At 72.5% G+C, this 13,668-nt stretch carries 14 protein-coding genes; 6 read left to right on the plus strand and 8 right to left on the minus strand.

Going from position 1 to position 13,668, the window contains the following annotated elements; genetic code table 11:
- Positions 1-407 precede the first annotated feature (407 nt).
- The 5 genes from ACIBIW_RS34860 to ACIBIW_RS34880 form a co-directional block, all read right to left on the minus strand.
- On the minus strand, positions 408-1,379 hold the full coding sequence (locus tag ACIBIW_RS34860; RefSeq protein WP_399342254.1) for a tetratricopeptide repeat protein: 972 nt from the start codon (positions 1,377-1,379) through the stop codon (positions 408-410).
- Positions 1,380-1,520: 141 nt separating this feature from the next.
- The gene (locus tag ACIBIW_RS34865; protein ID WP_399342256.1) at positions 1,521-3,221 is read right to left on the minus strand and encodes a methylmalonyl-CoA mutase; all 1,701 of its coding nucleotides are present in this window, start codon (positions 3,219-3,221) and stop codon (positions 1,521-1,523) included.
- 126 nt (positions 3,222-3,347) lie between these two features.
- Positions 3,348-3,686, minus strand: coding sequence for a DUF3817 domain-containing protein (locus ACIBIW_RS34870; RefSeq protein WP_399342257.1), 339 nt, complete (start codon positions 3,684-3,686; stop codon positions 3,348-3,350).
- A gap of 67 nt (positions 3,687-3,753) precedes the next feature.
- On the minus strand, positions 3,754-4,263 hold the full coding sequence (locus ACIBIW_RS34875) for a MarR family winged helix-turn-helix transcriptional regulator (protein ID WP_399342259.1): 510 nt from the start codon (positions 4,261-4,263) through the stop codon (positions 3,754-3,756).
- Positions 4,264-4,273: 10 nt separating this feature from the next.
- Positions 4,274-5,581, minus strand: coding sequence for an MFS transporter (locus tag ACIBIW_RS34880; RefSeq protein WP_399342261.1), 1,308 nt, complete (start codon positions 5,579-5,581; stop codon positions 4,274-4,276).
- A 310-nt stretch (positions 5,582-5,891) separates the two neighbouring features.
- On the opposite strand from ACIBIW_RS34880, the gene ACIBIW_RS34885 reads away from it, so the two are divergent.
- On the plus strand, positions 5,892-6,875 hold the full coding sequence (locus ACIBIW_RS34885; protein WP_399342262.1) for a DUF5937 family protein: 984 nt from the start codon (positions 5,892-5,894) through the stop codon (positions 6,873-6,875).
- Between the two features lie 149 nt (positions 6,876-7,024).
- Entirely contained in the window at positions 7,025-8,035 is a 1,011-nt protein-coding gene (locus ACIBIW_RS34890) for a glycoside hydrolase family 6 protein (protein ID WP_399342264.1), read from the plus strand.
- A 72-nt stretch (positions 8,036-8,107) separates the two neighbouring features.
- Here the strand turns inward: ACIBIW_RS34890 and ACIBIW_RS34895 are convergent, their stop codons facing one another.
- The 3 genes from ACIBIW_RS34895 to ACIBIW_RS34905 all read right to left on the minus strand — a co-directional run bounded on the left by ACIBIW_RS34895 (position 8,108) and on the right by ACIBIW_RS34905 (position 10,718).
- Entirely contained in the window at positions 8,108-9,898 is a 1,791-nt protein-coding gene (locus ACIBIW_RS34895; RefSeq protein WP_399342317.1) for a glycosyltransferase family 2 protein, read from the minus strand.
- Positions 9,899-10,083: 185 nt separating this feature from the next.
- Positions 10,084-10,377: an MTH1187 family thiamine-binding protein gene (locus tag ACIBIW_RS34900; RefSeq protein WP_399342266.1), complete on the minus strand. Its 294-nt coding sequence runs from the start codon at positions 10,375-10,377 to the stop codon at positions 10,084-10,086.
- A complete protein-coding gene (locus tag ACIBIW_RS34905) occupies positions 10,374-10,718 on the minus strand; it encodes a DUF3817 domain-containing protein (protein WP_399342268.1) in 345 nt (114 codons plus the stop codon). Before ACIBIW_RS34905 ends, ACIBIW_RS34900 begins: the two co-directional genes overlap by 4 nt.
- A gap of 147 nt (positions 10,719-10,865) precedes the next feature.
- On the opposite strand from ACIBIW_RS34905, the gene ACIBIW_RS34910 reads away from it, so the two are divergent.
- The 4 genes from ACIBIW_RS34910 to ACIBIW_RS34925 all read left to right on the plus strand — a co-directional run bounded on the left by ACIBIW_RS34910 (position 10,866) and on the right by ACIBIW_RS34925 (position 13,558).
- A complete protein-coding gene (locus ACIBIW_RS34910) occupies positions 10,866-11,504 on the plus strand; it encodes an AIM24 family protein (protein ID WP_399342269.1) in 639 nt (212 codons plus the stop codon).
- Positions 11,504-12,154: an AIM24 family protein gene (locus ACIBIW_RS34915; protein WP_399342271.1), complete on the plus strand. Its 651-nt coding sequence runs from the start codon at positions 11,504-11,506 to the stop codon at positions 12,152-12,154. Before ACIBIW_RS34910 ends, ACIBIW_RS34915 begins: the two co-directional genes overlap by 1 nt.
- Entirely contained in the window at positions 12,151-12,951 is an 801-nt protein-coding gene (locus tag ACIBIW_RS34920; protein WP_399342273.1) for an AIM24 family protein, read from the plus strand. The genes ACIBIW_RS34915 and ACIBIW_RS34920 overlap by 4 nt, the downstream gene beginning before the upstream one ends.
- A 79-nt stretch (positions 12,952-13,030) precedes the next feature.
- Positions 13,031-13,558, plus strand: a complete 528-nt coding sequence (locus tag ACIBIW_RS34925; protein WP_399342275.1) for a MarR family winged helix-turn-helix transcriptional regulator — start codon at positions 13,031-13,033, stop codon at positions 13,556-13,558.
- Positions 13,559-13,668 lie beyond the last annotated feature (110 nt).

A 13,668-nucleotide genomic window follows, 5' to 3' on the forward strand; every position in this document is an offset into this window, starting at 1 on the left:
CCTCGTGTCGCCATCCCCAAAGGCAGACCACCGCAAGGTGGTTCGCAAACGGACAGAAGCCGTGCACGGTCTTACTGCGAGTAACAGCCGGTACGATTACCAAGTTTTGGCAAAGTGGAGGTGACTTGACCGCGGTTCGGGGAATTTTCACGTTGCCACCACACGACCTGGGTTTACGAACTGGTCAGCGGGCAGGCACCGAGGGCACCCGTATGTCCGGTGAAGCCCGGAGTTCCGCGGGCCGCACGGCAGTTGACGGCGGCGGGGGCTCCGCTTCGCGCGCCGCGAGAGGCGGCAGAGACACCGGGGTCTTTACGAACGGACGAGGGGCGTCCGCACGCGCGGCCGTCGGGGACGCCGGGTCCGGCCCCCGCACAAGAGGGGCCGGACCGTAGGCGCGGGCCGGGTCAGAAGAGGGCGCGGGCCAGGGCGCGGCGGGCGGTGGCGACGCGCGGGTCGTCGCCGCCGACCACCTCGAAGAGTTCCAGCAGCCGCACCCGCGCGGCGTCCCTGTCGTCGCCCGCGGTGCGCCCGACGGTGTCCACGAGCCTGCCGAAGGCGTCGTCGACGTGCCCGCCGACCAGGTCGAGGTCGGCCGCGGTGATCTGGGCCTTGACGTCACCCGGCCGCTCGGCGGCCTCCTGGCGCACCCGCTGGGGGTCGAGGCCCTGCACCCGCTGCATCAAGTCGGCCTGGGCGAGGCCGATCCTGGCCTCCGAGTTGCCCGGGTCCTGCGCCAGGACGTCCTTGTACGCCTGCACGGCCCCCGGCAGGTCCCCGGAGTCCAGCGCGGCCACGGCGGCCTCCAGCAGGGCGTCGTAGGGCCCCGCGGGCTCCTCGGCCGGGGCCTCGTCAGCGGCGGCGGCGTCCGGGTCCACCGCGATCCCGGTGAGCCCGAAGCGCTGCTCGCCCACCTCGATCAACTGGTCGATCGTCGCCCGGATCTGGTCCTCGGGGGCGGCGCCCTGGAACAGCGGCAGCGCCTGGCCCGCCACCACCGCGAACACCGCGGGGATGCCCTGGATGCCGAACTGCTGCATCAGCGTCTGGTTGGCGTCGACGTCGATCTTGGCGAGGACGAAGCGGCCGTTGTACTCGCGCGCGAGACGTTCGAGCACTGGGCTGAGCTGCTTGCAGGGCTGACACCACTCGGCCCAGAAGTCGATGACGACCGGGACCTCGGTGGAGCGCTGGAGGATGTCGCGTTCAAAGCCCGCCTCGTCGACGTCGATCACGAGGCTGTCGGGGGAGACGGCGCCCCCGCCGCCCTGCCGGGCGGCCTCGGCACGGGCCTGTTCCGCCTTGGCCCTGGCCTCTTGGGCGGCCTTCACAGCGGCGAGGTCGACGACTCCGCTCATGGGCATGTTCCGTGGCTGCATACCCCCATCCTCCCCCGGCGGCACCGGGAAGCGGTAATCCCGGCGCCCCGGCCGTCCGGGACCGTCCCCCGCTCCACCGCCCGGGGGCGGGAGCGCCGCCCGCGCCCGCCCCGGGGCGCGCGGCGGGAGCGCCCGCGGTGGTCAGAAGCCCGGCGGCTCCGTGTAGCCTCCCCACTCCTCGCGCAGCGCCCCGCAGATCTCGCCCAGGGTGGCCTCGGCGCGCGCGGCGTCCAGCATCGGGCCGATCATGTTCGAACCGTCCCTTGCCGCGTCCACCATCCGCGCGAGCGCGCCGCGCACCGCGGCCTCGTCACGCGCGGCCCGCCGTGCGCCGAGCGCGCGTACCTGGTCGCGCTCCACCTCGTGGCTGACCCGCAGGATCTCCAGGTCCCCGGTCACGGAGCCCTCGTGCGCGTTCACGCCCACGACCCGCTTCTCGCCCTTCTCCAGCGCCCGCTGGTAGGAGAACGCGGCCTCCGCGATCTCGCCGGTGAACCAGCCGTCGGCGATGCCGCGCAGGATGCCGGAGGTCATGGGCCCCACCGGGTGCTGTCCCTCGGGGTGGGCGAGATCCCCGAAGCCCCTGATCCGCTCGAAGATCCGCTCGGCGTCCGCCTCGATGCGGTCGGTGAGCTGCTCGATGTACCAGGAGCCGCCGAGGGGGTCGGCCACGGAGGCCACCCCGGTCTCCTCCATCAGCACCTGCTGGGTGCGCAGCGCGATCTCCGCGGCCCGCTCGCTGGGCAGCGCGAGCGTCTCGTCGAGGGCGTTGGTGTGCAGCGAGTTGGTGCCGCCGAGCACCGCGGCCAGCGCCTCGACCGCGGTGCGCACCACGTTGTTGTACGGCTGCTGGGCGGTGAGGGAGACCCCGGCGGTCTGGGTGTGGAACCTGAGCCACTGGGCGCGCTCGGTCTTCGCCCCGTACACGTCGCGCAGCCAGCGCGCCCAGATCCTGCGGGCGGCGCGGAACTTGGCGATCTCCTCGAAGAAGTCGACGTGCGCGTCGAAGAAGAAGGAGAGCCCGGGTGCGAAGACGTCGACGTCGAGGCCGCGGGAGAGCCCGAGTTCGACGTAGCCGAAGCCGTCGGCGAGGGTGTACGCCAACTCCTGCGCGGCCGTGGAGCCGGCCTCCCTGATGTGGTAGCCGGAGACGGAGAGCGGCTTGTAGGCGGGGATGCCCGCGGCGCAGTACTCCATCAGGTCGCCGATGAGGCGCAGATGGGGCTCGGGCGCGAACAGCCACTCCTTCTGGGCGATGTACTCCTTGAAGATGTCCGTCTGGAGCGTGCCGTTGAGCGCGCCGATGTCGGCGCCCTGGCGCTCCGCGGCGACCAGGTACATGCAGAAGGCGGGCACGGCGGGCCCGCTGATCGTCATCGAGGTGGTGACGTCGCCGAGCGGGATGCCGGCGAAGAGGGTGTCCATGTCGGCCGCGGAGTCGATGGCGACGCCGCAGTGGCCGACCTCGCCGAGCGAGCGCGGGTCGTCGGAGTCGCGGCCCATGAGGGTCGGCATGTCGAAGGCGACGCTGAGGCCGCCGCCGCCCGCCTTGAGGATCATCTTGTAGCGCTCGTTCGTCTGCTCGGCGTTGCCGAACCCGGCGAACTGGCGGATGGTCCACGTACGGCCCCGGTAGCCGGTGGGATACAGACCGCGGGTGAAGGGGTACTCGCCCGGCCAGCCGATCCGCTCGAAGCCCTCATAGGTGTCCCCGGGGCGCGGCCCGTAGACGGGCTCGGTCCTGTCCCCCGACAGCGTGGTGAAGTCGGCGTCGCGCTTGTACGCGGCGTCGTACCTGGCCTGCCAGCGCCGGCGGCCTTCGGCGATCTCTTCGGTACCCATACCGGCGATTTTAGTTGGACGTCCTAGTAACTGTCGACGCCCGAGGCCACCCGTCCCGTTCCGCGGGGCCCAGCGCCGCCGCGGTGCCCCCGTCGGGGCCCCTGCCGCGGGGCCCCGCCGTGTCCGTCAGGCACGTACGGCCGGCTCCGCCGCCCCGGTGACCCGGGGCGCCAGCTCCCTGGTCACCCGGCGCTCCACGAAGAACGCGGCGGTCGGGATGGTGCCGGCGACCAGCACCCACAGCAGCTTGCCGAGCGGCCAGCGCGCCTTGGAGCCGAGGTCGAAGGCGAAGACGAGGTAGACGACGAACAGCCAGCCGTGCGCGATACCGGTGATACGGGTGAAGTCCGCGGCGCCGTCCATGTCCAGGCCGTACTTGGCGATCACGCCGAGGGTCAGCAGGACCAGCAGGCAGCCGGTGACGTAGGCCATGATGCGGTAGCGGGTCAGCACGCCAGGTTTCATGGACACGAGCGTAACCACCCGTTTTGCACGATCTTCCGGCGCCCCCGCCCGCGGACGCGCCCGGCGCTCAGTCCTCCGTGAAGTCGCCCGTGGCGACCCGCAGCGGGCGCAGCATGGCGAAGATCTCGGCGCACTCCTCGGCGTCGTACGCCCCGAGCCCGAAGTCCATCGTCATGAGGTCCCTGGTGGCCTCCTCGACCACCTCGCGGCCCTTGTCGGTGATGGTGGCGAGGGTGCCGCGGCCGTCGTTGGGGTTGGGCCGCTTGTCGACGAAGCCCGAGGACATCAGGCGGTCCACCGTGTTGGTCACGGAGGTGGGGTGCACCATCAGCCGCTCGCCGAGCTTGGACATCGGCAGCTCCCCCGCCTTGGAGAAGGTCAGCAGGACCAGCGCCTCGTAGCGGGCGAAGGTCAGGCCGTACGGTTTGACGACGGCGTCGACCTCGGCGAGCAGGATCTGCTGGGCCCGCATGATCGAGGTGATGGCCGCCATCGACGGCACGGTCCCCCAGCGCTGCTTCCAGTGCTCGTCGGCGCGGGCGATGGGGTCGAAGGAGAGACTGAGCGGCTTTGGCACACCGGAGAGCCTACCGGCCGGTCACATCGGTGGGCAGCCCCGCTCCCGCCCCGCTTTTTCCCGGCACGGGCCGGGTGCGGCGGATCTCCAGGACGAGCAGCAGGCAGCAGAGCGTGCCGAGCACTCCGGCCCCCATCACCACCCGCGACACCGGCACGAACTCGGCGGCGGCGCCCGCGAGCGCCATGCCCACGCCCTGGATGGTCATGAGCCCGGCGGTGTGCACGGTCATCGCGCGCCCCCGCAGCCCGTCGGGCAGCTCGTCGACGAACCAGCGGTCGAGGCCCAGGGTGTACGCGGAGCCGAGCCCGGTGAGCGCGAGCAGCACCGGGGCCCAGACCAGGCCGGGGTCGAGGGCGAAGCCGAGCAGCGGCAGCAGGAGCACGGAGGCGAGCGGCAGCGTGATGGCGGCACGGGCGCCGGGGGAGAGCCGGGAGCCCGCGTAGACCTCGCCCGCGATGGTGCCGATCGGCATGGAGCACATCAGCAGCCCCACGCCCGCGGTGCCCGCCCCGATCCCGTCGGAGTAGGCGGTGGCCAGCGCCTCGGGCGCGACCTCGAACATCGGGGGCACCCAGAGCAGCAGGAGCAGCGCGCGCAGCCTGCGGTGCGCGAAGACCTCGCGGGCGCCGGAGAGCGAGTAGCGCAGCAGCGCGGCGCCCTGGCCGGTGCCGCGCGCGGGGCGCTCCCCGGTGCCGAGGCGCAGCAGCAGCGCGGAGCTGAGGAAGGTGCCGAGGGTGATGCAGAGGGCGCCGCGCGGCGGCACCAGGGTCAGCAGGATGCCGCCGAGCCCGAAGCCGACCATGACGGCGCTCTGCGAGAGCACCCGCAGCAGCGAGCGGCCGAGGACGAAGAGGTCGCCGTCGCCGAGGATGTCGGTGAGCGTGGCCATCCTGGTGCCGCTGAAGACGGGCGAGACCGCGGAGATCACACAGCGCAGCGCGAGCAGCAGGGCCACCGGGGTGGCGGGAAGCGCCATCAGCGCGGCGCAGCACGCGCACACCAGGTCGCAGGTGACCAGCACCAGGCGGGGCGGGAACCGGTCCGCGACACCGGAGAGCAGCGCGCCGCCGACCACGTAGGGGAGCATGCCGAGCGCGAAGGTCAGGGCGCTGAGCAGCGGGGAGCGGGTGAGGTCGTAGACGAGGACGGTGAGGGCGATCTCGCTGATGACGACCCCGAGCAGCGAGAACGCGTGCGCGGCGAAGACGAAGCGGAACTCGGGCACGGCGAAGAGCGGGCGGTACCCGCGGGACGGCCGTGCGGCAGTCCCCGCGGCCTGGACGGCCGTGGGAACGGCCGGGGCATCGTCGGACATGCCGCGCAGCCTGCACGGTCCCCCTCCGGGACGACAGAGATTCGGCGGGGGGCGAATGTTAGGGTGCCGCGGGGCGAGGGGGCCGGGCGTTCCGCCCCCTCATCTCGCCGCCGCGGCGCGCCACCACGACGGCGGGGGTCCGCCGGAATCCCCGACCGCCCCGGCGGGCCACGCACGAGAAAACCGCCGTACGAGAACCCCGCCGGGCGGGACGAGCCACGGCCGCGTACCGCACCCCGGCGAAGGGGGCGGCCCCGTACCGCACCCCGGGGCCGCAGGCCCCCGCTCACCGCACGGCGAAGGGAGCCGCATGCCCATGCATCTGCGCTTCGGCGAGGAGGACCTGCTCCGCTGCCGGTTCGCCGTCTCCCCGCTCTGGGAGACGCAGGAGGCGGTACGCACCCTGAAGCGCCCCGAGCGGCACGGCTACCACCAGGGCTGGCTGCGGCGGATCAGGGACGCCGCGGCGGGGCTCGACCTGGAGCCGCTGTGGCTGCTGATGCCGCAGCGCGGGCACAGCCCCGACTTCTTCGGCCCGCCGGTGGAGTCCGCCGCCTCCTTCGCGGACGAGATCGCGGCGGCGCGCGCGACGGGGCCGGACTTGGCCCGCTCCGACCTGGCCAAGTCGCTCGCGGACACCCCGGGCGCCGCGGACACCCCCCGGGGCCGCGCGATGCTCGCGGACCCCGCCGGGGCGGTACGGGAGCTGGCGGACTGCCTCGAAGCGGCCTGGCACGCGCTCGTGGAGCCGCACTGGCCCCGGCTGCGCGCGCTGCTCGAAGCGGACGTGGCGTTCCACTCGCGGCGGCTCGCGCAGGTCGGCCTCGGCGGGCTGCTGTCCGAGATCGACCCCAGGCTGCGCTGGGAGAAGGGGACGCTGGTGGTGACGGGCGGGCGGCGCAGGCAGGTGTGGGACCTCGGCGGCCAGGGCCTCTGCCTGCTGCCGAGCGTGTTCATCTGGCCCGACGTGGCGACCGGGGTGGCGCCCCCGTACAAGCAGGTGCTCGGGTATCCGGCGCGCGGCATCGGCGGCCTGTGGGCGCCGCCCGACGAGCAGACCCCCCGGGCGCTCGTACGGCTGCTGGGGCGGGGGCGTGCTGCGGTGTTCGCGGCGCTCGACGAGCCCGCGAGCACCACGGCGCTCGCACACCGCACGGGACTCGCGCCGTCCTCGGTCTCCGGGCACCTGTCCGCGCTGCGCGGCGCGGGCCTGCTGGTCTCGCGCCGCTACGGCCACCAGATGCTCTACGAGCGCACCCCCCTGGGTATCGCCCTGGCGACCGGGGGGCGTTAGGCCCTGCCCTGCCTGTCTTCGCGGGGCCGCGACGCCCGACAGGACAGGACCTGGGCCGTATCCGGTGTCGCACCCCCGCCCGGACTGCCCGTTATGCAACGATTCCCCCTGACCTGTCCCGTGTTCTCGTCAGCGCCCCAGGGGGCTCGATGTACCGGCTGATCCGTACCTTCGCCGCCCTCGCGCTCCTCGGTGGCCTCGGGCTGCCCGCGGGGTGCTCGTCGGGGGGCGGGGTGGAGGAGGCGTCCGTGGTGCGCGGTCCTTCGAGCGGGGCGACGGACTCGCCGTTCTGGACCGATCCTGACAGCCCCGCCGCCTGGCAGGTGCGGCAGTGGCGCGAGCAGGGGCGTGACGACGACGCCAAGGTGCTCCAGCGGGTGGCGCAGCGGCCGGTGGCGATCTGGCCCGCGGGCCAGGACCCGGCCCGGATGATGGGCGCCGCCACCGAGGGCGCGCGCGGGCAGGGCAAGGCGGCGCTGTTCGTGGCGTACGACATCCCGCACCGGGACTGCGGCCAGCACTCGGCGGGCGGCGCCCAGGACGGCGACGCGTACCGCGGCTGGATCGACCGGTTCGCGCGGGCCATCGGGGACACCAGGGCCTGGGTGGTCCTGGAGCCCGACGCGGTCGCGCACATCGTGGACGGCTGCACGCCGCGCGAGTACCACGACGAGCGCTACGCACTGCTCTCGGGGGCCATCGACCGGCTGAAGCAGCAGCCGCACACCAGGGTCTACCTGGACGCGGGCAACCCGGCCTGGATCAGGGACCCCTGGCAGTTGCGGGAGCCGCTGGCCAGGGCGGGCCTGGCGCACGCCGACGGCTTCTCGCTGAACGTGTCGAACTTCCAGACCAACGCGGACACCATCCGCTACGGGCGCAAGCTGTCGCAGTTCGTCGGCGACAAGCACTTCGTCATCGACACCAGCCGCAACGGCAACGGACCGCTGCCGGGCCGCGACGGCGGCGCCGCCTGGTGCAACCCGCCGGGCCGCGCCCTCGGCACCCCGCCCACCACGAGGACGGGCGACCCGCTGGTGGACGCGTTCCTGTGGATCAAGCGCCCGGGAGAGTCGGACGGCACGTGCCGGGGCGGCCCTGCGGCGGGGAAGTGGTGGCCCGAGTACGCGCTTGGCCTCGCCCGCGCCGCCAAGGAGTGAGCGCGGGCGCCGACGGGCGCAGGGCCCCCGGAACCGCGTGGGTTCCGGGGGCCCTGCGTCGTCCCGCGGCTGTCAGGAGCCGCCGGCGCCGCCGCTCGCGGTGAGGGCCGGGGCCTTCTCCGCGGCGCCCGCCGCCTCGGCGGCGCCTTCTTCTGCCTCCGGGCTGCGCGGCAGCCCGCGCCGCCTGGCCCGGTACTCGGCGTACGCCGTGCGGGACCACACCGCGACGGGCGCCAGGGAGATCGCCAGCGCGAGGCAGGCCCAGGTCCGCATCGCGACGTGGGTGTGGCCGAGGACCACGGACGCCACGAGCGAGGCCGCGAGCACGGCCGCCCAGGCCAGGTGGACCCGGAAGGTCGCGAGCCTGTCGGGGCTCGCCGTGCCGCCCTTGGGGGTGACCACGAACCTGCTGGGGCGCCGCAGCAGCGCGCTGCCCAGGGACATGGCGTAGATCGGGGCCGAGAGCGCCGACATCACCATGCCCGCGAGGCCCCCGGAGCCCCGGGGTTCGTGGGGCGAGACGTTGTGCCGCCTGTTCCACAGGTAGAGCCCGATCTGTAGCGCCGCGGCGTCGCTGTAGAGCATCAGCCACACCGAGGCCGCGACCTGGGTCCCGGACGCGCCGAACCAGAGGAACAGCACACAGCTCAGGATGCCGAGCAGCCAGTTGACCGCCGTCATCGGGTAGTAGACGAGCATCAGTGTGTACGAGAGGACCCGCCCGAGCGGCATGCTGAACGGCGCCTTCCAGTACTGCTTGAACAGCGTCTCGTACGTCCCGCGCGACCACCGCATCTGCTGGGTGAAGAAGTCCGTCCAGGAGGCCGGGCCCTCCCCCACCGCGAGCACGTCGGGGGTGTAGACGGAGCGCCAGTACTGCCCGGTGAGCGGGTTCTTCGTGCGGTGCAGCTCGAATCCGGTCGCCATGTCCTCGGTGATGGAGTCGTACAGGCCCCGCACCTGCATGAGCGCCGAGATCCGCACGACGTTGTTGGTGCCGACGAACATCGGCGCCCGGTAGCGGTTCCCGGCGCGCTGGATGAGCGCGTGGAAGAGGAACTGCTGGGACTCGGCGGCCTTGGTGACGGCGGTGTCGTAGTTGCCGTACACCTGGGGGCCGACGACGAAGGCGACGTCCGGGTCGCGGAAGTAGCCCATCATCCGCTGGAGGAAGTTCGGCAGCGGTACGTGGTCGGTGTCGACGGAGGCGAAGTAGTCGTACTCGCCGCCGTGCATGGCGAGCCAGGCGTTGTAGTTGCCGTGCTTGGTCTTCGCCTTGTGGGGGCCGCTGTCCCTGTTCCACTCCGGGACGCCCTTGCGGGTGAAGTGGCGTACGCCCAGCTCCGCGCAGAGCGCCTTGATCTGCTCGTTGTCGCCCTCGTCGAGGAGCCAGACGTCCAGCTTGCCGCTGTGCTGGACGCGTACCGCGCCCTCCAGGGTGGCGCGCACCATGGAGACCGGCTCCTTGCCCGGCACATAGGTCGTCAGGAAGGCGACGCGGGTACCGGATTCCGGGACCACGGGGACGGGGTCCCTGGCGACGAGGGTGGCGTGCGCGATGGAGACGACGTTGACGAGCATGAACAGCTCGATGAGCCCGATCGCGACGAGCATCGTGCCGTCGAGCCAGACCAGCCACTCCTGGCCGCCGTCGCGGTGCGTCCAGTGGCTCGGCCACACCAGGTAGACCAGCAGCGCCCCGGTGAGCACGGGGGCGAGCGCCAGCAGCGCGGCGGCTCGTATTCGGTGGGGCTCTTCGGAGAGGAGAGATCGGTATCCGACCCGGTAAGCACCGCCGTCGGGCTGGGTGAGCGGCCCGGCGAGCGTGCTGTGGGTGTCGTAGTGATAGCCCTCCGGCCGCACAGCGCCCTCCAGTGTGGTGATCGAACAGGTCGACACCCCCACAGAAGTAGATATTTGTCGACATGTCGAGTCGGGAGGGTCCGGACGTGGAGGGGGCCCGGCGGCCCCGTCGCGGGGGCCGCCGAGGTGTGCGGGGGGCGCGGGGCGCCGTGCGCGCGGGCGCGGCGCGGGGCCGCCCGCGGGGGCTACTGGCCCAGATGGCGCTCCACGGTCTCCACCTTGGAGGTGAGGCCGTCGGTGACCCCCGGCCTGATGTCCATCTTGACGACGACGGAGACCCGGGGGGCGCGCGCCTCGACGGCCGCGACGGCGCGGCGCAGCACGTCCATCACCTCGTCCCACTCCCCCTCGACGGAGGTGAACATGGCGTCGGTGCGGTGCGGGAGGCCGGACGCGCGGACCACGCGGACCGCGTCGGCGACGTACTCCCCCACGTCCTCACCGACGCCGAGCGGCGTCACCGAGAAGGCGGCGATCACGCGTTCACCACTCCCTCGCGGCGCGCCCTGGAGGCGATGACGGCGTTCTCCGCCTCCCGCTTCAGCTTGCGCTCGGCGAAGAAGCCGCCGGTCGGGAGCACCGAGAGGACGAAGTAGAGGGCCGCGGTGCCGCGGCCCCAGCGGGCGGTGCGCCAGGCGTCGGCCCACAGCACGACATAGGCGACGAACAGAATGCCGTGGACGGCGCCCATGACCGGCACCGCGTTGAAGTCGGTGGTGCGCTTGAGCACCGAGCAGACGAGCAGCAGCAGGAAGGACACGGCCTCGGGGACCGAGATCAGCCGCAGGCGGCGGAGCGCGGTCGCGGTCTTGATGTCCACGGGAGTCACCTCGGGGGTCGGGGGCCCTTGTGAAGGGAAGCACAAGCGTATCCATTGTTGCCCAGACACGGTCGTCGGGTGCACTCAGGGTCCGGTTCGTCCGCCGGGCCCTGTTCGGGTGCGGTGCCGGGCGGCTACCGTCGCCGGGTGGCTACGTTTCGACTCCAGGGGAGCAAGGTGCTCGCCATCGACATGGCGGGGGACGCCGTGCGGGCCAAGAACGGCTCCATGGTGGCCTACGAGGGCCGGATGGCCTTCAAGAAGCTGACCGGCGGCGGTGACGGCCTGCGCGGCATGGTCACCCGCAGGCTGACGGGGGAACGGATGGCCGTGATGGAGGTGAAGGGACAGGGCACCTGCTGGTTCGCGGACCGGGCGACGGAGATCAGCCTGGTCGCGCTGCACGGGGACAAGCTCTACGTCGAGTCGGACAACCTGCTCGCCACCGAGGCGGGTCTGCGCACCGGGACCACGTTCACCGGGCTGCGCGGCGCCTCGCAGGGCAACGGCCTCTTCACCACGACCGTCGAGGGGCACGGACAGGCGGCGATCATGTCGGACGGCGAGGCGGTGGCGCTGCGGGTCTCGCCGCAGTACCCGCTGACGGTGGACCCGGGCGCGTACGTCGCCCACCAGGGGAACGTGCGGCAGACCTTCCAGTCGGGCGTGACGTTCCGCACGTTCCTCGGCGAGGGCGGCGGCGAGGCGTTCCAGATCCGCTTCGAGGGCGACGGCGTGGTCTATGTGCAGCCGAGCGAGCGCAACACGATCGCGGGGGACGTCTGATGCCGTTCCGGGAGGTCAACGCGAAGATGGTGGAGGCCACGGTGGTGCCGGGGACCACCCTGTACAGCCAGCGCGGCGCGATGCTCGCCTACCGCGGCGACGTGTCGTTCACGCCCAGCATCCAGGGCGGCCAGGGCGGCCTGATGTCGATGATCGGCCGCCGGGTGGCGAACGAGGCGACCCCGCTGATGACGGTGGAGGGCAGCGGCACCGTGATGTTCGGGCACGGCGGCCACCACATCCACCTCATCCAGTTGACGGGCGACACGCTCTACGTGGAGGCCGACCGGCTGCTCGCCTTCGACGGCACCCTGCGCCAGGGCACGATGTTCATGGGCTCGCAGGGCGGCGTCATGGGCATGGTGCGCGGCCAGGTCAGCGGCCAGGGCCTGTTCACCACGACGCTCCAGGGCCAGGGCGCGGTGGCGGTGATGGCGCACGGCGGCGTGATCGAGGTGCCCATCGCGCCCGACGCGCCGGTGCACGTGGACCCGCAGGCGTACGTGGCGCACCACGGGGAGGTGCGCAACAAGCTGTCGGCCGCAATCGGCTGGCGCGAGATGGTGGGCCGCGGCTCGGGCGAGGCGTTCCAACTGGAGCTGTCCGGACAGGGCACGGTGTACGTGCAGGCGTCGGAGGAGAAGCTGTGAGCGCGTACCAGGGCCTCGGCGGGGCGCCGGGCCACGGTCCCGTGGTGTACGACCCGGCGACCCTGCCCACCGACGACAACGTGAACCCGTACACCTTCTGTGTGGAACTCAAGGGCAGCCAGTGGTTCCTCCAGAAGGGCAAGATGATCGCCTACTACGGCGGCATGGAGTTCAACGGCATCGGGCACGGCCGGCTGGAACCGCTGGTGCGCACGTCGTTCCACTCCCCGCTGCACGCGAGCGACTGGGTCGTCGCCGAGGGCAGCGGCAAGATGCTCCTCGCCGACCGCGCCTTCGACGTCAACTCCTACGACCTGGAGGACGGGAACCTCACGGTACGCTCCGGCAACCTGCTGGCGTTCCAGCCCAGCCTGTCGCTGAAGCAGTCCATCGTGCCCGGCTTCCTCACACTGCTCGGCACCGGCAAGTTCGTGGCGGCGTCCAACGGGCCCGTGGTGTTCATGGAGCCGCCGCTGCGGGTGGACCCGCAGGCCCTGGTCGGCTGGGCGGACTGCCCCGCCCCCTGCCACCACTACGACCACGCGTATCTGACCGGGCTGCTCGGCGGCGTCAGGGCGTGGACGGGGATCGGCGGGGCCTCGGGCGAGGAGCACCAGTTCGAGTTCGTGGGCGCGGGGACGGTGCTGTTGCAGTCCACCGAGACGATGATCGAGGAGCGGAACCGGGGGGCCGTGCCGCAGCAGGAGGGCGTCCCAGGCGGCCGCGGTCCCGCCCCCGCGGGCGGCGGGGGTGCGCCGGGGCAGGTCGGCGGGCTCGGCCGACGGTTCGGACTGTGAACGGGCGATAGGCTGCGGACAGGACCTGGCAGGCGTCGGCATTTCGTTTATAGTTCAACATCTTAGGTAGAATGCGCACATGGACACCGAAACGGCCGGGACGGGCGGAACCGAAGAGGCGGCACGGGCCGCGGCGGTGCAGACGCGCTGGCTCACCGACACCGAGCAGTGCGCGTGGCGCACCCACCTTGAGGTCAACAAGCTGCTGACGTACCAGTTGGAGAAGGACCTCCAGCCCTTCGGGCTGACCCTCAACGACTACGAGATCCTGGTCAACCTTTCGGAGTCCGAGGGGCGCCGGATGCGCATGAGCGACCTCGCGGCGGCCACCCTCCAGTCCAAGAGCAGGCTGTCGCACCAGATCACGCGGATGGAGGGGGCGGGCCTGGTACGACGGGAGAACTGCGAGTCGGACCGGCGCGGCCTGTTCGCGGTGCTGACCGAGGAGGGCATGGAGACCATGCGCGGCGTGGCACCGCACCATGTCGCCTCGGTGCGGCGGCACTTCATCGACCTCCTGTCACAGGAGGGGCTCCAGGGGGTGCGGGACGCGCTCGGACCCGTCGCCGCGCACCTGCGGGGGGAGCGCGGGGGCCCCAGGGGCTGACCCGCGCGCCGCGCATCGCCCGCAGCGGGCCACGGAGGCTTCACCGCCCCGTGGCCCGCTTTCGTCTCCGACGCCTTCGCCGGGGGGTGAAGGTGCATACATCGGGGGGT

The sequence above is a fragment of the Streptomyces sp. NPDC050560 genome (assembly GCF_044457285.1).
Lineage (GTDB): Bacteria > Actinomycetota > Actinomycetes > Streptomycetales > Streptomycetaceae > Streptomyces.